Annotated in this window: 22 protein-coding genes and 1 pseudogene; 16 read left to right on the plus strand and 7 right to left on the minus strand. The window is 57.0% G+C overall.

Annotation, left to right across the window (positions count from 1 at the left end):
- On the minus strand, window positions 1-580 hold a 580-nt coding region (locus tag ACOYNV_RS07155; RefSeq protein WP_422899068.1), incomplete at its 3' end, for a hypothetical protein.
- 236 nt (window positions 581-816) lie between these two features.
- Here ACOYNV_RS07155 and phoB point away from each other — a divergent pair.
- Together phoB and phoR are read left to right on the plus strand one after the other, a co-directional pair.
- Window positions 817-1509: pseudogene (phoB, locus tag ACOYNV_RS07160) on the plus strand (phosphate regulon transcriptional regulator PhoB).
- Window positions 1510-1543: 34 nt separating this feature from the next.
- Complete coding sequence (gene phoR, locus ACOYNV_RS07165) at window positions 1544-2839, plus strand: phosphate regulon sensor histidine kinase PhoR (protein WP_422899069.1); 1296 nt, start codon at window positions 1544-1546, stop codon at window positions 2837-2839.
- Between the two features lie 312 nt (window positions 2840-3151).
- On the opposite strand, the gene arsB is transcribed toward phoR, so the two are convergent.
- From arsB to ACOYNV_RS07190, 5 genes are all read right to left on the minus strand, one after another.
- On the minus strand, window positions 3152-4198 hold the full coding sequence (gene arsB, locus ACOYNV_RS07170; protein ID WP_422899070.1) for an ACR3 family arsenite efflux transporter: 1047 nt from the start codon (window positions 4196-4198) through the stop codon (window positions 3152-3154).
- A gap of 1 nt (window position 4199) precedes the next feature.
- Window positions 4200-5987: an arsenical pump-driving ATPase gene (gene arsA, locus ACOYNV_RS07175; RefSeq protein ID WP_422899071.1), complete on the minus strand. Its 1788-nt coding sequence runs from the start codon at window positions 5985-5987 to the stop codon at window positions 4200-4202.
- 17 nt (window positions 5988-6004) lie between these two features.
- Entirely contained in the window at window positions 6005-6367 is a 363-nt protein-coding gene (gene arsD, locus ACOYNV_RS07180) for an arsenite efflux transporter metallochaperone ArsD (RefSeq protein WP_422899072.1), read from the minus strand.
- A 79-nt stretch (window positions 6368-6446) separates the two neighbouring features.
- Window positions 6447-6965, minus strand: a complete 519-nt coding sequence (locus tag ACOYNV_RS07185; RefSeq protein WP_422899073.1) for an arsenate reductase ArsC — start codon at window positions 6963-6965, stop codon at window positions 6447-6449.
- Window positions 6966-6967: 2 nt separating this feature from the next.
- A complete protein-coding gene (locus ACOYNV_RS07190) occupies window positions 6968-7282 on the minus strand; it encodes an ArsR/SmtB family transcription factor (RefSeq protein WP_422899074.1) in 315 nt (104 codons plus the stop codon).
- A gap of 245 nt (window positions 7283-7527) precedes the next feature.
- On the opposite strand from ACOYNV_RS07190, the gene ACOYNV_RS07195 reads away from it, so the two are divergent.
- From ACOYNV_RS07195 to ACOYNV_RS07240, 10 genes are all read left to right on the plus strand, one after another.
- The gene (locus tag ACOYNV_RS07195; RefSeq protein ID WP_422899075.1) at window positions 7528-7788 is read left to right on the plus strand and encodes a hypothetical protein; all 261 of its coding nucleotides are present in this window, start codon (window positions 7528-7530) and stop codon (window positions 7786-7788) included.
- A 316-nt stretch (window positions 7789-8104) separates the two neighbouring features.
- On the plus strand, window positions 8105-9130 hold the full coding sequence (pstS, locus tag ACOYNV_RS07200) for a phosphate ABC transporter substrate-binding protein PstS (RefSeq protein ID WP_422899076.1): 1026 nt from the start codon (window positions 8105-8107) through the stop codon (window positions 9128-9130).
- Between the two features lie 135 nt (window positions 9131-9265).
- Entirely contained in the window at window positions 9266-10231 is a 966-nt protein-coding gene (gene pstC, locus ACOYNV_RS07205; protein WP_422899077.1) for a phosphate ABC transporter permease subunit PstC, read from the plus strand.
- Entirely contained in the window at window positions 10228-11142 is a 915-nt protein-coding gene (gene pstA, locus ACOYNV_RS07210; RefSeq protein WP_422899078.1) for a phosphate ABC transporter permease PstA, read from the plus strand. The genes pstC and pstA overlap by 4 nt, the downstream gene beginning before the upstream one ends.
- 259 nt (window positions 11143-11401) lie before the next feature.
- The gene (pstB, locus tag ACOYNV_RS07215; RefSeq protein ID WP_422899118.1) at window positions 11402-12163 is read left to right on the plus strand and encodes a phosphate ABC transporter ATP-binding protein PstB; all 762 of its coding nucleotides are present in this window, start codon (window positions 11402-11404) and stop codon (window positions 12161-12163) included.
- A 143-nt stretch (window positions 12164-12306) separates the two neighbouring features.
- The gene (gene pstS / locus ACOYNV_RS07220; protein ID WP_422899079.1) at window positions 12307-13362 is read left to right on the plus strand and encodes a phosphate ABC transporter substrate-binding protein PstS; all 1056 of its coding nucleotides are present in this window, start codon (window positions 12307-12309) and stop codon (window positions 13360-13362) included.
- A gap of 109 nt (window positions 13363-13471) precedes the next feature.
- On the plus strand, window positions 13472-14197 hold the full coding sequence (locus ACOYNV_RS07225) for a hypothetical protein (RefSeq protein WP_422899080.1): 726 nt from the start codon (window positions 13472-13474) through the stop codon (window positions 14195-14197).
- A gap of 120 nt (window positions 14198-14317) precedes the next feature.
- Complete coding sequence (locus tag ACOYNV_RS07230; RefSeq protein WP_422899081.1) at window positions 14318-14833, plus strand: hypothetical protein; 516 nt, start codon at window positions 14318-14320, stop codon at window positions 14831-14833.
- 86 nt (window positions 14834-14919) lie between these two features.
- Window positions 14920-15849, plus strand: coding sequence for a polyphosphate kinase 2 (gene ppk2, locus ACOYNV_RS07235; RefSeq protein WP_422899082.1), 930 nt, complete (start codon window positions 14920-14922; stop codon window positions 15847-15849).
- Window positions 15850-15926: 77 nt separating this feature from the next.
- Complete coding sequence (locus ACOYNV_RS07240) at window positions 15927-16433, plus strand: bacteriohemerythrin (protein WP_422899083.1); 507 nt, start codon at window positions 15927-15929, stop codon at window positions 16431-16433.
- Window positions 16434-16528: 95 nt separating this feature from the next.
- Here the strand turns inward: ACOYNV_RS07240 and ACOYNV_RS07245 are convergent, their stop codons facing one another.
- Complete coding sequence (locus ACOYNV_RS07245; protein WP_422899084.1) at window positions 16529-16660, minus strand: hypothetical protein; 132 nt, start codon at window positions 16658-16660, stop codon at window positions 16529-16531.
- A 272-nt stretch (window positions 16661-16932) separates the two neighbouring features.
- Here ACOYNV_RS07245 and ACOYNV_RS07250 point away from each other — a divergent pair, with 272 nt between their 5' ends.
- The 4 genes from ACOYNV_RS07250 to ACOYNV_RS07265 all read left to right on the plus strand — a co-directional run bounded on the left by ACOYNV_RS07250 (window position 16933) and on the right by ACOYNV_RS07265 (window position 19475).
- Window positions 16933-17958, plus strand: coding sequence for a M14 family zinc carboxypeptidase (locus ACOYNV_RS07250; protein WP_422899085.1), 1026 nt, complete (start codon window positions 16933-16935; stop codon window positions 17956-17958).
- Window positions 17955-18728, plus strand: coding sequence for an alpha/beta fold hydrolase (locus ACOYNV_RS07255; RefSeq protein WP_422899086.1), 774 nt, complete (start codon window positions 17955-17957; stop codon window positions 18726-18728). The genes ACOYNV_RS07250 and ACOYNV_RS07255 overlap by 4 nt, the downstream gene beginning before the upstream one ends.
- Window positions 18729-18973: 245 nt before the next feature.
- Entirely contained in the window at window positions 18974-19255 is a 282-nt protein-coding gene (locus ACOYNV_RS07260; protein WP_422899087.1) for a BrnT family toxin, read from the plus strand.
- A gap of 10 nt (window positions 19256-19265) precedes the next feature.
- A complete protein-coding gene (locus ACOYNV_RS07265; RefSeq protein WP_422899088.1) occupies window positions 19266-19475 on the plus strand; it encodes a BrnA antitoxin family protein in 210 nt (69 codons plus the stop codon).
- Window positions 19476-20121: the final 646 nt, after the last annotated feature.

The following is a 20121-nucleotide window of genomic DNA, read 5'->3' on the forward strand; positions in this document are numbered from 1 at the left end:
AAAAATGCTCTTCAAGCAGCGTGAAATTTACCGGCAATTTTGACCAGAGCTCCCGTTCTGCCTGACTACAGCCAAAACTGCATGAAGCGAGCTGAAATCCTTTTTCCAGCAGGGACGATACAAACTCCCTGGCAACCGGAAATTTCGCCGGCGCTATGGCCGGAATGACAAAAACGGTCGACTCCGGCAGATGACCGAGGGTAGTAACGGCTTCATTTATCGAGTCGGCCAAGGGAAGACCGATCGCCTCGATGGCTCCTGCAGGTAGCGGGACAAACAGCAATCCATTGCCCCCGCATTCCTGGAAGCGTTGAACGATCGTCGTCACGGAATCGAAACAGAATTCATCGAGCAAGTTCAACTGGCGGGCTATTCTCGCCAGCCGTCCGCAGGAGCCCTGCACCATACCCGCCGGACCGCGAACCGTGGTCATGTAGCCGATGATTTCGCAGCGCTTGAAATCTGCAATCGGTCGAAAGCTCACCTGCAAGGAATGATTGCAGAAAATTGTAGCAATTTCCTCGGCACACTTGTCGCAACCGGGGGGACGGGCTACCGCATTGATCGGAAACTTGCGCATGAAGGATTGCCTGCGAATGAGGGATTACCTGCGAAAGGAGAATCTGATTCAAGCGTCAGGACTCGCATCAGGATTAACAACGCCTTCAGATTCTAGTTGGCGTCCGTTGCAGAATTGTTACAGCACTGTTGCTCAGTAATCGAATGCCGGATTACCCATGCCATCCTCGCTTGTCATCAATTTGTAATCCCGGATTAATAAACTGCCAGCATGTGTTTCTCTGGAGTACAAAATTCATGTCTGCCACTATTCTTGTCGTTGAAGACGAGCCGTCAATTCAGGAACTGATTGCCGCCAGCCTGCAACATGCCGGGCACCGGGTGTTGTGTGCAGATACCGCTGAAGAGGCGGAGCTTCTGGTCAACGAAATTCTGCCCGATGTGGTGTTGCTCGACTAGATGTTGCCCGGCATGAGCGGGATTCAGTACGCCCACCGTTTGCGCGGTGCCGAGCGCACCCGCAATCTGCCGATCATCATGCTCACGGCACGCAGCGAGGATCATGACAAGGTCGCCGGCCTGGAGGCGGGGGCAGACGATTACCTGACCAAACCGTTTTCGCCACGCGAATTGCTGGCCCGGATCAAAGCGGTGTTGCGCCGGCGATCGCCGCAAATGACCGAAGACTGCGTTGAAGTCAAAGGCTTGCGTGTCGATCCGGTAACGCATCGGGTTTCCGGCAATAGCCAGGCGATTGATCTCGGACCGACCGAGTTCCGCCTGCTGCATTTCTTCATGACGCATGCCGAGCGCGTTCATAGTCGCGCCCAGTTGCTCGACCAGGTATGGGGTGACCACATCTTTGTCGAGGAGCGGACGGTGGACGTCCATATTCGTCGCTTGCGCGCAACGCTTGAATTGACCGGGCATGATCGGTTGATCCAGACGGTGCGTGGCAGCGGCTACCGTTTCTCGGCGCTGCACGAATGAGATATTCCGGAGAAGCAAGGGATTGGTTGTTGGCATGATCTGGGGGCGTAGCTTTTGGCTGCTGTTGGCCATCGCCTGTTTCGTCTTTGCGCCGGTGGCTATTGTCTATGGGCTCAGTTGGGGACTGACGGCGGTGATCGTTTGTCTGCTGCTGATGCTGTGCTGGCATCTGTTACATCTTCGACAATTGGTGGGCTGGCTGGAAGGCCCGCTTAACAGTCCTTTGCCAAGGGGGCGAGGCGTCTGGGAGATCGCTTTTGCCGTGCTTCATCGCCGGGTTCGTATTCGCCTGAGTCAGCAGCAGTTGCTTTCAGATACCATCGAGCGTTTCGTCCGTGCTTTCCATGCTCTGCCGGAAGGAGTGATAGCCTTTGATCGTCATCAACACATTGACTGGATCAATGAACTTGCGGAAATGCACTTTGCGCTGTCGGAGGCCACCGATCGCGGGCAAGCGTTGACCAACCTGATTCGCCATCCGGATTTCGTCACCTATCTCGATAGTGGGCGCTACGCTGAACCTATGATTTTCCGGGGTGGGCGCGTTGATGGCTTGACGCTGATGCTGCAGATCATTCCCTATGGCAATGACCAGAGCCTTCTGGTTTCGCGGGACATCAGTCAGCTTGAGCGCATGGAAGCCATGCGCCGCGATTTTATCGCCAATGTTTCGCATGAACTCAAAACGCCGTTAACGGTAGTCGCCGGGTTTTCCGAAATGCTTTCTGACGACTACGAGACCTACTCACTAGAAGAGGTCAAACATTACCTGACGCTGATCTGCGAGCAGAACGGACGCATGAAGCGCCTGATCGATGATCTGCTGACCCTGTCAGCGCTCGAAACTGGAGGTTCGGGGTCGAATCATGATCCGGTGGCGGTGGAGCCGATGCTGCACAGCATCCTCGCCGATGCCCAGGCGCTTTCCGCAGGCCAGCATGAGATTACCTTGACCATAGAGACACCATCGGTGCTTGCTGGCTATGCCAACGAGTTGCGCAGTGCTTTCAGCAATCTGGCGGGAAACGCCGTGCGCTACACGTCGCCCGGTGGCAGGATCGATCTGATCTGGCGTGTGCATGAAGGGTTCGGCGAGTTTGTCGTGGCGGATACGGGTATCGGTATTGCTTCACAACACCTGCCACGCCTGACCGAGCGCTTCTATCGTGTAGATCGGAGTCGTTCGCGTGAAACCGGAGGCACCGGTCTGGGGTTGGCCATCGTCAAGCACGTTCTGACGCGCCACCATGCCACGCTGGAGATCGAAAGTGAGCCGGGCAAGGGTAGCCGCTTTACCGCTCGCTTCCCGGAGAGCAGTCTTATCAACTGATGCACTCACATCTCGGCCAACTAACCCGTTAGTCAGCGTTTTGCTTCATCAAGCGCAGCCGATCCATAAGCAGATTGCTGGTATTTGGAAACGCCAGGCAATCGGATTTTCGCGTCGGCAGAAATTACTGTCCTGCAATGTTACTTTAAGAAAATCTCTTGCTACATTTCTTCGGCATCTCCATCATGACTGGTGCGGTGCAGCATCAGAAATCGCCCATTTCAGTTCGACTTCGTTCTCATGTCATGCATTGTTGAGGGAAGCGAGGTATGAATCACTCGGGATGGGCACAGCGAGTTTTTCGATCCATTCTCAGGCCGTAACGAAATACTTCTTCTGGAACCAGAGCGAGACATTGACCAGGCCGATCATCACCGGAACCTCGACCAGCGGACCGATCACCGCCGCAAAGGCGACCCCCGAATCGATGCCATAAACCGCCACGGCCACGGCGATGGCCAGTTCAAAGTTGTTGCTGGCGGCTGTAAACGAGAGCGTGGCGCACTTTTCGTAACTGGCCCCCAGTCGCTTGCTCATGAAAAACGCAAAGATGAACATCAGCACAAAATAGATCAGCAGCGGGATGGCGATGCGCACCACATCGAGCGGAATGCTCACGATCAGCTTGCCCTTCAGGCTGAACATGACCACGATGGTGAACAGCAGCGCGACCAGCGTGAGCGGCCCGATCTTCGGCACGAAACGGGTGTGATACCACTCCTCGGTGACAAAGCGCAGCATGATCACGCGGGTCAGCACACCGGCAATGCAGGGAATGCCCAGATAGATGAAGACGCTCTCGGCAATCTGCCTGATCGAGATATCGACCACCGAGCCGGACAAACCGAAGAACGGCGGCAGCACGGTGATGAACAACCAAGCATAAACGCTGAAAAACAGCACCTGAAAGATGGAGTTGAAAGCCACCAGACCGGCCGCATACTCAGTGGAACCCTTGGCCAGCTCGTTCCAGACAATCACCATGGCAATGCACCGGGCGAGGCCGATCATGATCAGGCCGACCATGTACTCCGGCTTGTCCTGGAGAAAAACGATCGCCAGCGTGAACATCAGCAGCGGCCCGACGATCCAGTTCTGCAGCAGTGACAAACCCAGCACCTTCTTGTCGCGAAAGACGTCGGGCAATTCTTCGTAACGCACCTTGGCAAAAGGTGGATACATCATCAGGATCAGCCCCGCCGCAATCGGAATGTTGGTCGTTCCGACCTGGAAGCTGTTGATGAAATCCTCGATACCCGTAACTGAAAAGCCAAGCCCGACACCGAGCGCCATGGCGGCAAATATCCAGACAGTGAGGTACCGGTCGAGGAACGATAGTTTTTTTGTTACTTCACTCATTTCACACCTCCGCAGTGGCCAGTTGCTGCCCTGCGGCCAGTTTTCTCAAACGCTCGGCCCCAATCGGCTCATCCTCGAGCAAAGGCACCACCGCGTAACGCTTGGCATAACGCGTTGCAACGGCATCGATCTCGCGCAATTCATTCCTGGCGCGTTGAAGCAGCAGCGGGGAGTGCACGATCGTCGCCGCGATGCTGTTGTTGACGACCCAGGCCCAGGGTTCAATCCCCGCACGGCGCAAATCTGCCTGCAGGTTGGCCGCCTCCAGTACCGGCGTGGTTTCTGCCAAAGTGACAATGAGCACCTTGGTCTGCCTGGGGTCTTGCAACTGCATCATGGGCGTCGTGAAATGCGAACCTTTGCCGCTCATCTGGCGGGAAATTTCACGGTGATAGGCCCCCGTCGCATCGAGCAGCAACAGGGTATGGCCGGTTGGTGCAGTATCCATCACCACGAATTTCTTTCCGGCCTCGCGGATCACCCGGGAGAACGCCTGAAAGACCGCAATTTCTTCGGTGCAGGGCGAGCGCAGATCTTCTTCCAGCAAGGCGCGCCCTTGGGCGTCGAGGGATGCGCCTTTGATTTCGAGTACGTGCTGGCGATAGCGCTCGGTTTCGGTAGCCGGATCGATCTGGCTGACTTTCAGATTCTCGAGGGCGCCATCGAGCGTTTCGGACAAATGGCCGGCCGGATCAGAGGTAGTGAGATGCACCGGGTAGCCGCGACTGGCGAGTTCAACCGCCAATGCGGCCGCCAAGGTAGTTTTGCCGACTCCGCCTTTGCCCATGAGCATGATCAAGCCGTGGCCATCCTCTGCAATCTCATCAACCAGCGTTGCCAGGCTAGGCGCAGTCAGAACGACCTGTGGTTCAGCAAGTGCGGGCATTGACTCACTCGACGTCACCAGTAACTGGTGAAGGGCAGTCAATCCAACCAGGTTGAACGATTTGAGCGGTATCTGATCCCGAGGCAACGACTTGAGCACTTCGGGGATAGTGGCCAGCGCGGCTTGCTCACGATTATGAATAGCCTTCGCCAATGGATCGGCCGCGAGATTGCTTGCGGCACTGGCAGGCAATACGCCATTGATCACCAGATACTGCTGCGAAAGCCCGATGTCGGCGAGTTCTTCGTGGGTACGTGCGACCTCGCGCAACGTGGCTTGCTGGGCGCGAGCCACCAGAATCAGGCGCGTGCGTTGACTATCCGCCAGCGCATCGACCGCCGCCTTGTATTGGGTACGTTGTTTTTCCAGACCGGCCAAGGGGCCAAGGCAGGAAGCATCGCCTTTGCCCTCGTCAAGAAATCCCGTCCAGGCACCGGGTAATTGAAGGAGACGTATGGTGTGTCCGGTGGGCGCGGTGTCAAAAATGATGTGTTCGTAATTGGCAGTCAGCGTCGAGTCGGTGAGTAGTGCGGTGAATTCGTCGAAGGCCGCGATCTCGGTAGTGCACGCCCCCGAAAGCTGCTCCTCGATGCCTTTGACCACGGCATCCGGCAATACGCCACGTACTGGCCCGACGATGCGATCGCGATAGGCTTGGGCAGCGGCCTGCGGATCGATTTCAAGGGCAGAAAGTCCCGGCACGGCGTCGAGGGGAAAGATGCGATTGCCAATCGTCACACCAAACACCTGACCGACATTGGAGGCTGGATCGGTGCTGACCAATAGCACTCGCTTCCCACTTTCCGCTAGCTGGATGGCCGTGGCGCAAGCAATCGATGTCTTCCCGACGCCCCCTTTACCTGTGAAGAAGAGAAAGCGGGGCGGCGTGTCGAGGAATTTCATGGTTTTATTTTCCTTGCTTAGCAGCAACGGCTGCCACTGCAGCATCCTGTGGCGGGTTTGCTTTCGTCAGCCGACGCGCTGATGCCTGCCCAGCGGGTCAGTTCTCCCCGGTTGGGATAACGCCCAGCCAGGGCCACTTCACCCTCCACAAGGATGAGCGGCAAGGATTCCGCACCGGAGCGTTCGAGGAATTTTTTGACGACGGCGTTTTCTGCAAAGGCCATCGGCTGTTGCGCCAGATTGAAACGTTCGATCTGTGCGCCGTTCTTCCTGGCCCATTCCAGATCGGCAGAAAAGCTGACCAGTTGCTGATCCACGTCCACGCCGCAAACACCGGTGCTGCAGCACAGGGCTGGATCAAAAATCTGAATAGTGGCCATCTTGAATCTCCATCAAAAAATAGTAATAGCTGTCAGGGCTTGTAGCTGCATCAGGGTCCAGGACAGCGTTTATCAGAGTTTACTGGCCCGCTTCTTCATGAATGCGCCGGGCTGCGGCCTTGATCTCGTCTGCCGAAAGCGTTTCAAGCGGCAGCGCGAGAAACGCCTGAATGCGTCGTTCCAACTGCTGATAGGCAACTTCGAATGCCTCCCGACGCGCTTCCAGCGGCTCGATATGCGCCGGGTCGTCGATGCCCCAATGCACTGTCGTTGGCGCAGTTTTTGGATATCCCGGCCAGATCGGGCAGGTTTCGCCTGCGGCACTCGCACACACAGTAAAGATGTAATCGAGCTTCGGCGCACCTGCAGCGGCAAACTCGTCCCATGACTTGCTGCGCACCTCGGACGGCAGGGGGATGCCGTGCTTTTCCAATGTTTCCAGCGCCACCGGATTGACTTTGCCGGAGGGTTTGCTGCCCGCTGAAAAGGCGTGAACGCGCCCTTTCCCGAGGTGGTTAAACAAGGACTCGCCGAGGATCGAGCGGGCTGAGTTTCCGGTGCACAAAATCAGCACGTTGATGGGCTTGGGTGTATTCATGCTTATTTTCCTTTTGGGGAGCAACGTTCGGGATGACCACCGCAGCAGTCTTCGGTCAGAAACGAGATTAATGCATCGATCCCGGCCATTTCGGCTCGGTACCGCACATAACGGCCTTCTTGTATCGCCGTAACCAGACCCGCTTGCGCCAGTGTTTTAAGATGAAATGAAAGTGTTGGCGCCGGCACATCAAGCTGCTCTCCGATCAGTCCGGGAGTAAGACCGTCCGGCGCATTACGAACCAGCAACCGGAAGACGGCCAGACGACTTTCCTGGGCCAAGGCAGCAAGGGCGTTTACAGCATTTTTAGATTCCATGTTTTTAGAATAATGGAAATAACAGAATAGTGCAACAACTGTTTACATCAAGGGAAGGTGATACGACATACCCCTCCAGACACACTTCACTCTTCACTCCGAAGAGCGTAAAGGAATGGCTTGCTACAAGATATCAACCGACAGTAGGTTGCCAACTGACTGTAAGAATACTGAAACAATCCTGTTGCATGATAGTCAGGGTTGTTCATCCGTAACCCCTTCTCACCTATCAGGAGTTCATCAAAATGCGTTCCCTGTTTATCGCTCTCGCAAGCCTTTCATTGCTCGCCGCCTGCGCCGCCACACCCGAACCCAAAGCCGAAATGAAACCGGCAGCGAAGGCAGAAGAGAAAGTGGCCACGCCAGCCAAAGTGCCGCAGTGTTATTCCGGTGACGCTGGCAAGTTCTTTAACGCAGGCGAAAAGGCAATAGTCTCGGGCGTTGCAGTCACTTGCGTCGCCACCGCCGATGGCAAGAACGCTTCGTGGGTAGGCGTTAAAAAGTAGGCAGAACAAACAAAGTGGCTAACACCTTCGGGTGTCAGCCGCTTTGAAATATTGTAACTATTCAGCACTCATCGAAAAACCCCCGTCATTCCGGGCTTGACCCGGAATCCAGTTTCGTCCATCTGAACAAGATGTTAAATGACTAGCTTGATAAACCAACTGGATTCCGGGTCGAGCCCGGAATGACGGTGGATGGTTAGAACAAATTTACCCTGGGGCGAACCCCCTTCAGCTGCTACCTGAATTTCGCTCCGTAATATTGCTGTAACAGTATCGACTTAGAGTTGACGGACGACCAATCCAAGGAGTTTGCACGATGAGACGTTTGATGAAGTTCGCCGCCTTTGCCGCAGGCTTGACCCTGTGCGCGACCAACCCCGCACTTGCTCAAGAGAAGATCCGCCTGACCGGTTCCGGTGCGAGTTTCCCGGCGCCGATCTACCTCACCTGGTTCAAGGATTTGAGCAAGAAGAACGCCACCATGACGGTGGATTATCAGTCGAAGGGTAGCGGCGCCGGAGTACAGGACTTCCTGAACAAAACCGTCGATTTTGCCGCCAGCGACTCGGCAATGAAGAAGGAAGACATCGCCAAGGTTGCCGAAGGCGTGCAACTGCTGCCGATGACTGCCGGCGAGATCGTTCTTGCCTACAACCTGCCTGGCAGCCCGAAGGGTTTGAAACTGCCGCGCGACGTGTATTCCAATATTTTCCTGGGCAAGATCACCCGGTGGAATGACCCGAAGATTGCCGCCGCCAATCCCGGCCTGACGCTGCCTGACCTGCCGATCACTGTCGTCGTTCGTGCCGATTCGAGCGGCACCACCGCCGTCTTCACCATGCACCTGTCGGCGATCAATCCCGAATTCAAAAAGACCCTCGGCGAAGGCAACACCGTCAACTGGCCAGCCACCGACAAGTACATCAAGTCGCCCAAGAACGATGGCGTGACCGCCACCGTGCGCCAGACTCCGGGCGCCATCGGTTATATCGAATACGGCTTTGCCAAGCTGGCAAAAGTTGATTTTGCCCAGTTGCAGAACAAGGCGGGCCAGTATGCGGCTCCCGGCAATGGTGCCGAGACGCTGGCGGCGGTCAAACTGCCGGAAGACATGATCGCCTGGCTACCCGATCCGGACGGTGCCAAGTCGTACCCGATTACTTCCTACACCTGGATGATCTTCCGCAAGAACAACAGCGATCCGGCCAAGGCCAAGGCCATGCGCGACATGATCGAGTACGGCCTGACCGACGGCCAGAAAATGGCTGACGCGATGGGTTACATCCCGCTGCCTGCGGTGGTCATCGAGCAAGTCCGCAAGGCCGCTGCCAACATCAAGTAAGGCCATCTGCTATGCAACAGGCGGAGTGCTCGGGTTTCTCGGGCTTTACAACTCCGCCGCGAAAGATCAAACCGCCGGGACTTTTTTCAGACTCCCGGCGTTAACAACCGTACTCGACCGTACTGGATTTCGTCCATGAATAAACCCTTTGTCGTGCCTGTCCAACTGGATTCGGTCTGTCAGCCGCCATCGACCTTTGACGTTCTGGCTGACCGCACCTTTCGTGCCCTGGCCCGCATTGGCGTCATCCTGATCCTGGCGCTGGTCTTCGCACTTGTTTTCGAGATCGGTAGCAAAGCCATTCCAGGCATTCAGAAATACGGGCTGGACTTCATCACCGGTTCCGTCTGGGACGTCAATCAACACAAGTTCGGGATTCTTCCGGCGATCTGGGGGACGCTTTACAGCGCGCTGATGGCGCTGCTGATAGGCGGATTTTTCGGCGTCAGCATGGCAATTTTCCTGACCCAGGACTTTCTCCCCCACCGCCTCGCCGCCATTTTTCGCACCATCGTCGAATTGCTCGCCGCCATTCCCAGCGTGGTCTATGGCCTGTGGGGAATTTTTGTGGTGATTCCCACGATTCGCCCGATGACCGACTGGCTGCACGCGACGCTCGGCTGGATTCCCTTCTTCGGCTCGTCGCTGAGCGGCCCCGGTCTGCTGCCGGCCGCCCTGGTGCTGGCCATCATGATTCTGCCGACCATCGCCGCCGTGGCGCAGGACGCCTTGCGTGCGGTACCGCTACGGACCAAGCAAGCGGCCTACGGCATGGGGGCGACGCATTGGGAGGCCATCCTCCGGGTCATGGTGCCATCGGCTGCTACGGGTATCTTCGGCGCCCTGGTGCTGGGTCTCGGCCGCGCGCTGGGCGAGACCATGGCGCTGGCCATGCTGGTCGGCAATTCGAACCAGATTTCACTCTCCCTCTTTTCTCCCGCCAATACCCTGGCTGCCCTGCTGGCGCTGAATTTCCCCGAGGCCGGACCGAACGAGATCGAGGTGCTGATGTACGCGGCGCTGGTGCTGATGCTGATTACCCTGGCGGTCAATATCGTCGGCTCGATGATCATGGCCTACGCCCAGAAAGGAAGTAAATGATGAGTGAAGCCAATCCATTGAATTCTTTGAACTCGTCCCTTGCGGCAGTGCCCAGCCTGCAGCACAAGATTGAAGGCCGCGCGCTGCGCAGCATCCTGCTCACCAGCCTGACCTGGATCAGCGCGCTGCTAGCCAGCGTGCCCCTGTTCTCGGTGCTTTACATGCTGATCACGCGCGGCGGAGCGCGGCTTAATCTGGAGATTTTCACCGAGCTGCCGCCCGCTGGTTTCGAGATGGGCGGCGGCTTCGGCAACGCCTTGGTCGGCACTTTCGTCATGGTCGGCATCGCCGCGCTGATCGCCATTCCGGTCGGTATCATGGCCGCCATCTTTCTGGCTGAACTGGGCCCGTTCAGCAAACTGGCCAGCGTCGCCCGCTTCGCCGCCAAGACGCTGACCGGCTTGCCGTCCATCCTGGCCGGCGTTTTCGCCTATGCCATGGTGGTGCTCACCACCGGCACCTACTCGGCGCCGGCGGGTGGCGTCGCACTGGCCGTGCTGATGGTCCCCATTGTCGTGCTGACCGCTGAGGAAGCCATGAAAATGGTGCCAAAGATCATGAAGGACGCCGCCTACGGCATGGGCAGCACTAACACGCAAGTGATCTGGAAGGTGGTGTTGCCGACCGCCATGCCGGCCATCCTGACCGGCGTCATGCTGGCCATTGCGCGGGCGGCGGGCGAAACCGCGCCGCTGTTGTTTACCGCGCTGTTCAGCAACTACTGGATCTTCGACGACGGCCACCTGGCGGTGATGAGTCCAACGGCTTCGCTGGCGGTGCTGATCTACAACTTCTCGGGTATGCCATTCGACAATCAGCTCGAACTCGCCTGGGCAGCATCGCTGGTGCTGGTGATGATCGTGCTGGTGGTCAATGTCGTCAGCCGCATCGTCGGCAAACCCCGGATTTGAAACTGAAACGCTGTGAAAAATTCATTTCCGCCTAATCTCCTTGCTCGTCACCCCGGCGAAGGCCGGGGTCCAGCTCGTCTATCTGATTGTTTTCATGAATATCAGAGGTACGCACTGGATTCCGGCTTTCGCCGGAATGACGGTCCTGGATGCTTGTGCCTATTAATTCACAGCCTCTGAGAGGAACTGAATCATGAATGCAGCATTGCAACAGGCCGCCCCGGCGCATTTACCAACCTCGGCGCCAGCGACCATAGTCATGGACTGTAAACTGGACAAGATTTTCTACGGCGACTTCATGGCCGTGCGCGACAGCCATGTGCCGGTTGAAAAGAACAAGATCACCGGCTTTATCGGCCCCTCCGGCTGTGGCAAGAGCACGGTGCTGCGTAGCCTGAACCGGATGAACGACCTGGTGCAGGGCTTCCGCTTCGATGGCCACGTGCATTTCCTCGGGCAGGATGTCTATGGCAAGGGCGTCGATCCGGTGGTGGTGCGGCGCTACATCGGCATGGTATTCCAGCAGCCCAACCCGTTCTCGATGAGCATTTTCGACAACGTTGCCTTCGGCCTGCGCCTGAACCGCTACAAGGGTGACCTCGGCGACCGCGTCAAGCACGCCCTGCAGGGCTCCGCGTTGTGGGACGAAGTCAAGGACAAGCTCAAGGTCAGCGGACTGGCGCTCTCGGGCGGTCAGCAGCAGCGTCTGTGCATTGCCCGCGCCATCGCCACCGAACCGGAGGTGTTGCTGATGGACGAACCCTGCTCGGCGCTCGACCCGATCGCCACCCGTCGCGTCGAGGAGTTGATGGTCGAGCTGAAAAAGGACTTTACCATTGCCTTGGTGACCCATAACATGCACCAGGCGATCCGCGTCGCGGATACCACGGCGTTTTTCTCGGTCGATATTTCCAAGGGAACCCGGACCGGCTACCTGGTCGAGATGGGCCCGACCGATCAGATTTTTCATAATCCGCGCGAAAAGCTGACCAAAGACTACATCACCGGGCAGTTCAGTTAACGGGCAAGGCTTTGCCAGACACCCCAATTAATGAAAGCCTTACCCGTTTCCCTCACCCCCGACCCCTCTCCCAAAAGGCGAGGGGAGGTTCGAGAGTCGCTGGCGCGATTTTCACGTTAACTACCCGCAAGAGGAAACCACGCATGAAGCTTCGAATTGCAATCCTCGGATCGCTGCTGGCGGCAGCCATGCTGACCGCATCCATGACGCAAGCGCAGGACACCAAACCGGGAATTGGAGCGCCTCTGGCTTTGCGCGGTGCCGGCGCGACTTTCCCTGCGCCTTTGTACAAGAAATGGATCGCCGCCTACCGCAAAGTCGAACCGGCGACCTCGATCGAGTATGCGCCAGTGGGTAGCGGGGATGGCGTCAAGCTCTTCCTCGCCGACAAAGTGGACTTTGGCGCCAGCGACGCCGCCATGACCGATGATCAGATGGCCTCGGCAAAGAACGGCGCCGTGCTGGTGCCGGTCACGGCGGGCCTGGTGGTGCTGGCCTACAACCTGCCGGGACTCAACGGCCCGCTCAAGCTCAGTCGCGATACCTATGTCGCACTGCTGATGGGCAAGATTCCGCGCTGGAACGATGCCCGAATCAAGGAAACCAACCCCGGTCTCAATCTGCCCGATCGGGAGATCGTCCTGGTGGCGCGGCAGGATAGCAGCGGAACGACTTACGCCCTCACCAATCATCTGAGCGCCATCAGCACCCTGTGGCGCGACCGCGGGCCGGGCGTCGGCAAGGTGGTCGAGTGGCCGGACAAAACCATGATGGTACGCGGCAACGAAGGGGTCGCTTCGCGCATCAAACTCAGTATTGGCTCGATTGGCTACGTCGAATACAGTTATGCCAAGGTCGTCGGCCTGTCCATGGCGCAACTCCAGAACAAGGCGGGCCGCTTCGTGGCACCGAACGAGGTCGTTGGCGAGGCGACGCTGGCTGCCAACCTGAGCCGTATTCCGGCCAACCTGCGCGTCTTCATCCCCGATCCGGATGGCGCCGATTCCTATCCGGTCATCTCGTTCAGTTGGCTCCTGCTCAAGGAGCGCAACACTGATCCGGCGAAGTCGGAGGCATTGAAGCGCTTCGTGAACTGGGGGTTGACCGATGGCCAGGGCTTGAGCAACGAACTCGGTTACATCCGCCTGCCTGCCAATGTAGCAGAACTGAGCAAGGCAGCACTGGCCCGGATTCAGTAACATGGCTGTTGGGGAGCTTGCTCCCTCTTTATTGCGAGACGCTGCCGGGGACGCCCCCGGTGGCTCTGCAATTGCTCTCCACTTTTGCTCGCCTGACAATGGAACGTTGATGCCGGCGCCTCGCCATCTGAATCTGCAGGCCATCGATCGATCACTGAGCGAGGTACAGGGACTGTTTACGGTACTCAGCGAGCGTTTTTTCGAGCCGCGCGACCCGCTCATGGATAGTGTCCGGAACAACCTGCTGGTGGGATATGCACTGATCGACGACTACGTGGCACGCGGCATCGATCTTTTTTCCTTGCAGAATGTCGGCCTGTTGCTGGAGATCAACGCCACGGTATTGTGCGGCACCGACCCGGCGAAACGGGCAGAATACGACAAACATATCGCGGCCACCGAGAAGCGGTTCTTCAGCAACGAGGAAGGCAGCATCAAGGATTTGCTTGAGTGGTACGGCGCGCACCGCAACGATTCCATCTGGAAGCGTGCCGCCGGGGTCTATATCCGCATCCTGAGCAAGCCGCAATTGTTTATCGAGGGCAATCACCGCAGCGGTTCGCTGATCGTCAGTTATTTGCTCATGCGCGATGGTTTCCCCCCGTTTGTCCTGACGCTGGACAACGCGGCGAGCTACTTCAACCCATCAACGGTGATTCGCAATCTCCCCAAGCGAGGCTTCAAGATGCTGTTCAAAATACCCGGCATCAAGAAAAAATTCGCCAGGTTTCTCGAAGCGCAGGCCAAGTGCTTGAGCGGAATGCTGCTCGCTGATCAAGCGCCACAAAGCGGTGTAGGGGCACGGCGTGCCGTGCCCCTACGGGAGCCGCTCTAACAGGCGTTCTACAAACATGATGCCCGCACATCCAATAAACACGGCACTCTTCAAGCACATAGGCTGTAGACCGCCTATCCATGTGCTCTCCAGCCTTGTTGTATACAGAAACCTCAATCCATGAACTTCCTGCGCCATATCCTGGCTTCTACCTTTCGTCCGCAACGCACGCGCATCTCGTTCGATATCGATGACACCCTGGCTTGCCATGGCGCCGGCGTGCCGACCGAAGATAGCCACGTTCCGGCATTCATTCACCGCTGGTTTGGCGAACCGCTTCGCCACGGCACCGGTTCGCTGGTGCGCGAGTTGCGCCGCCGGGGATGCAGCGTGTGGATTTACACGACATCGGGACGGACCCCGTTCTACATCCGGCGCTGGCTGTTGCTGCACGGCATCCGCGTCGATGGCGTGGTCAACAGCGAGCGCCACAGTCATGGCCTGGCGGTGCATGGCTTTTCGCGCTTGCCCTCGAAATTCCCGCCGGCCTTCGGCATCGATCTGCACGTTGACGATTCGGAGGGCGTGCGGATGGAAGGAGACACGCATGGTTTTCGCGTCGTCGTTGTGCGTCCCGACGATGCGTCCTGGGCACTAAGAGTGCTGGATGCTGTCGATCTCGCACAGGCGGCATAAGTCGGGCTGATCATGAACGGCTAGCATCCCGAGAGTACCCACTGCCCAATCCTTAACACTGAATCAAACACGCAACAGGAGACACCATGAACGCAGAAAAAACGAAAGAACGCATTGAATTCGAGCGCCGCATCCATGCCGATATGCGCGACAGCTTCGACGAAGAGCTGGAAATGGAAATCGACGACGAGCGCATGAACGATCTGATTTCCGATGTCACCACGCCGAGAAGCGATGGGTCGGATCTGGATCGGCACTTCTATTTCAAGGAGCTTTTCCGCCTGCAGGGAGAACTGGTCAAGTTGCAGGACTGGGTAGTACACAAGAAACTCAAGGTGGTGGTCCTCTTCGAAGGCCGCGACGCGGCCGGCAAGGGCGGCGTCATCAAGCGCATCACCCAGCGGCTCAACCCGCGGGTGTGCCGGGTGGCCGCGCTACCGGCGCCGAGCGAACGCGAAAGCAGCCAGTGGTATTTCCAGCGCTACGTAACGCATTTGCCGGCCGGTGGCGAGATCGTTCTCTTCGACCGGAGCTGGTACAACCGGGCCGGCGTCGAAAAGGTCATGGGGTTTTGCAGCGACGAGGATTACGAGGAGTTTTTCCGTACCGTGCCGGAATTCGAAAAGATGCTCATCCGCTCCGGCATCATTCTCATCAAATACTGGTTTTCGATCACCGACGACGAGCAGAATCTGCGTTTCCAGATGCGCATCCATGACCCGCTCAAGCAGTGGAAATTGAGTCCCATGGACATGGAATCCCGGCGTCGCTGGGAGCAATACACCACCGCCAAGGAAATCATGCTGGAGCGCACGCACATTCCCGAAGCGCCGTGGCGGATCATCGAAGCGGTGGATAAGAAGAAGGCCCGTCTGAATTGTATCCATCACCTGCTGAGCCAGATTCCCTACGCCGAGATTGAACGGGAGCCGGTTGTCCTGCCGGAACGTGTCCATAACCCGGACTATTCGCGGCATCCGGTGCCTCCGGAATTGTTCGTGCCGACAACCTATTGAACTGGCTTTCTCTTGACCACCTGAAAAACTGCGGCGATGATTGCTTCCTGAACATATAACCGCGAGGAGAAGAATCAATGGATGAAAGCAATCGCCGCAGCGTCACAGCCGTCGAGGGGTTGGCGTTCTGTTCGCTGAAGAACCTGATCCGATGGGGGGATCACATGAAGCTTGGTCAATCGAATATCGATACCCAGCATGAAAGAATTTTCAAGCTGGCGCTTGAAGCCTGTGAACTTTCCCGCGAACCTGAATGTTTTAACCAATTGATGGTGGTGTTTGACGCATTTGGTGGAGTCCTGAAGGCCCATTTCCGCTACGAAGAAGCCAAGTTGACAGAAATTCACTATCCGAAACTCGAAGAGCACCGTGCAGAGCATGAGGCCATGCTTTCAGAACTCGAGTTCGTCGCTCAGAGACTGGAGAACAAGGGGGTAGGCTGGGCTTTCCAGCAGCAGGCGTTAGTCATCCTCAACTTCATGATCGGGGTAACGGTCGGCCACATTCTGCAGAGTGACACGGACTACGCGCGCTACATGCAGGAAGTCGGCGCCAGAGGGGATCTGGCTCAGCCAGCAAGTTGAGGTAGACATCCATACTCCTCCACGACGAGCCACAGGCAGATTCCGGCTTTTTTCAGGGAGGGGGCCAGGCATCAAACCTCAGCCACTCTATTTATTCAACGCCCCCGTTTTGAGCGTGCCGCCCGCCGTGAATTTTGCAAAGCCATGAATTCGACCAGGCCCCACAACAACGTGCTGCCCAAAGCCAGGGCCGGGTGCGAGATGGTGTTACGAAAGAGGTTACGCATGGAAAAGTCTCCTTTTCAGAGGTCGTCGAGGGGCCAAACGGCCACCCAGTCAGCGTCAAAGAACGTGTCGATGATTTGTTGCAGTCCGATCAATTTCAGGATCATGGCGAGTCCACTCCCTGGTTTCGTGTCGAGGCAGAAGCAGGCTATCAGGTGAATGTTAAGGATTCATTGCAGCACACGAAACCGATCAGCGGACTGTTGATGGTCTTGGCTTTCGGGAGAACCGGGCTCAGGGATCCTGCGCCGTCCGTCATGGCCGACAATACATCGTGAAGGCATCCGAACTGCCGGAATTGATCGAACTCGAACGGATCATCGCCGAGGGTGCCACACACCTCGACGCGCGCGTGATGTGCCAGGTGGCGGCGGCGGAACAGAACTTCCCGGTGTATGCCATTACCCTCGGCAACCCGAGCCCTGCCGTTCCCGCCGTCGGTTTCTTCGGCGGCGTGCATGGCCTTGAACGGATCGGCTCTGAAATCGTGATCGCTTTTTTGAGTAGCCTGGTCAAGCGCCTGCAGTGGGACAGCATATTGCATCGACAACTGGAATCCGTGCGCCTGGTATTCATGCCGGTGGTCAATCCGGGCGGCGTATGGCAAGGCACGCGGGCCAATCCCAATGGCGTCGACCTGATGCGCAACGCCCCGCTCGATGCCAGCGAACACGTTCCTTTCCTGATCGGCGGACAGCGTATCAGCGCTGGCCTGCCGTGGTATCGCGGCCCGCTGCTGGGTCCGATGGAAGCCGAAAGCCAGGCCCTCTGCCAGGTGGTTGAGGAAGAGTTGCTGGCCCGGGAATTCAGCATTGCGCTGGACTGCCATTCCGGATTCGGCATCAGCGACCGCATCTGGTTTCCCTATGCCCACACCGTCACGCCAATAGCGCATCTGCCCGAAATTCACGCACTGAAGGAAATCTTCGACCAGACCAACAGCAATCACCGCTACATCTTCGAGCCGCAAAGCCGACAGTACCTGGCCCACGGCGATCTGTGGGATTACCTCTACCGGCGCGCCGGTGAACATCCGGCGCGCAGCTTTCTCCCGCTGACGCTGGAAATGGGCTCCTGGCTGTGGGTCAAGAAGAATCCTCGGCAGATTTTTTCCCGCCACGGCATTTTCAACCCGCTGATCGAGCATCGTCAGCAACGCGTCCTGCGCCGCCACATGGCCTGGTTCGATTTCCTCACCCGCGCCGCCAGCAGCCATCAGCGCTGGATGCCGACCGAGCAGGCACGCGAAAGCCACCAGGAGCGGGCGCTGGCGCACTGGTATCAGAAAGGAAAACCATGACACCCTGGATTTTCCTGCGCGGCCTGACCCGCGAAAGCCGACACTGGGGCAGCTTTCCCGAAACCTTTCGCCGCGAAGTGCCCGATGCCCAGGTGTACACTCCGGACCTGCCCGGCAACGGAACGCTGAATGCACAGGAGAGCCCGCTGTACGTTCAGGAAATGGCAGAGTGCATTCGTGCCCAACTGATCGGGCAAGGCATTCCTCCTCCCTATAATGTGCTGGCCATGTCGCTCGGAGCCATGGCGGCGGTGGCCTGGGCGAAAGGTCATCCGGAAGAAATACGCGGCGCTGTCCTGATCAATACCAGCATGCGCCCGTTCAGCCCGTTCTATCGGCGCCTCAAACCCGGTAACTATTCGCGCCTGCTGAAGCTCGCTTTGCTCGGCGGTAGTGACCAGGACTGGGAGAGCGCCATCCTGGCACGGACCAGCCACCATCCCGAGCATCCTGCCGAGGTGTTGAAAAACTGGGTCTCCTATCGACGCGAATACCCCGTCAGCGGGCGCAACGCGCTTCGCCAGTTACTGGCGGCGGCGCGCTACCGGGGGCCACTCGACGGACTTGTACATCCAGTGCTGATCCTGACCAGCCAGTTGGATGATCTGGTTGATAACTCCTGTTCGCGCCAACTCGCTGACCGCTGGAAGACGGCCTTTGCCGAGCATCCGACGGCCGGACATGACCTGCCGCTGGACGATGGCCCGTGGGTCGCCAGTCAGGTGGGTCAGTGGCTGCGGACGCTGCCTGCGAATACACAACAATCCTAGAAAACTCTGTTGAAACCTCTTCAAACACAGAGGGCACAGAGAAAAACGGTAACTATTCAGCACCCATTGAAAAACCCCGTCATTCCCGCGTAGGCGGGAATCCACGAATCGATGGGGTCAGACTCCATCGACCTATCTTTTTGTTTAACACCAGGATCATTCGATGCTGACCCTATCGATTTTCACAACAAACCGTCACCGGTTCAGTTCTTGCGGAAAAACTACAACGTAACTACACTGACTCCATGAGCGCACCACACTTTGAATGGGACGACGATAAGGCTACAGCCAACGTCAAGAAGCACGGCATTAGCTTTGAGGAAGCCAAGTCGGTTTTCCAGGACGAACGAGCCAAACTTATCAACGATCCGGATCACTCAGAAGACGACGATCGGTTTGTTCTTCTGGGATTAAGCGAAACGCTCAGGCTCTTGGTCGTTTGCCACTGTTATCGAGGTGAGAACCAAGTAATACGAATCATCTCTGCCCGAAAAGCCACAACCAAGGAATCAAAGTCTTATCGATAAAGGTGCCCCCATGCGTCAAGAATACGATTTTTCAAATGCGAAGAAAAACCCCTACGCTTCACAACTCAAGAAGCAGATCACCATTCGCCTGGACGAAGAAGCGATTAACTACTTCAAGTCAGTTTCTGATGAAGTAGGTATCCCATACCAAAGTCTCATCAATCTCTACTTGCGCGACTGTGCAACGTCTCACCGCAAGTTGAATTTGAACTGGAAATAGTGTTCCTGAACGATGTGTGAAAAAACAATAGCGAACAATAGGACCACGGTTTCAGAGCCGAAGAAGCATAAAACCGCAGAAAACCGTGGTCCACTATTGCTCTTCCCAACTCGCTGACCACTGGAATACAAAATCGATGGGGTCAGACTCCATCGATCTCTTCATTTTTCGCAGAAACAAATGCGATGCTGAAACCTTTGATTTATTTGATGCTCAGCGATAAGGAACTGGCCTATGCAGCGCACAGAATGGACCTCTTGAACAAGGGTGCCGTGGAAGCCCATGTTCATGGGCTTCTTGGAACATGTCAAGCCAGGATCGCCTATTGACGCCCGTCACAAAATCGATGGTGTCAGACTTCATCGATCTCTTCATTTTTCACAGAAACAAATGCGATGCTGAAACCTTTGATTCCTTTGATGCTCAGCGGTAAGGAACCGGCCTGCGCAGCCCACAGAATGGACCTCTTGAACAAGGGTGCCGTGGAAGCCGCTGTTCATGGGCTTCTTGGAACATGCCAAGCCAGGATCGCCTATTGACGCCCGTCGCAGGCCGGTCCCGATTTGTTAACGCCCTCTGAGGAATGCTTACGAAATAACTTCCTCTTTTCTAACATTCGAATTGTGACCTGCTGGATTGCGATATC

Source organism: Propionivibrio sp. (genome assembly GCF_049316945.1).
In the GTDB taxonomy this organism is placed as follows: Bacteria; Pseudomonadota; Gammaproteobacteria; order Burkholderiales; family Rhodocyclaceae; genus Propionivibrio.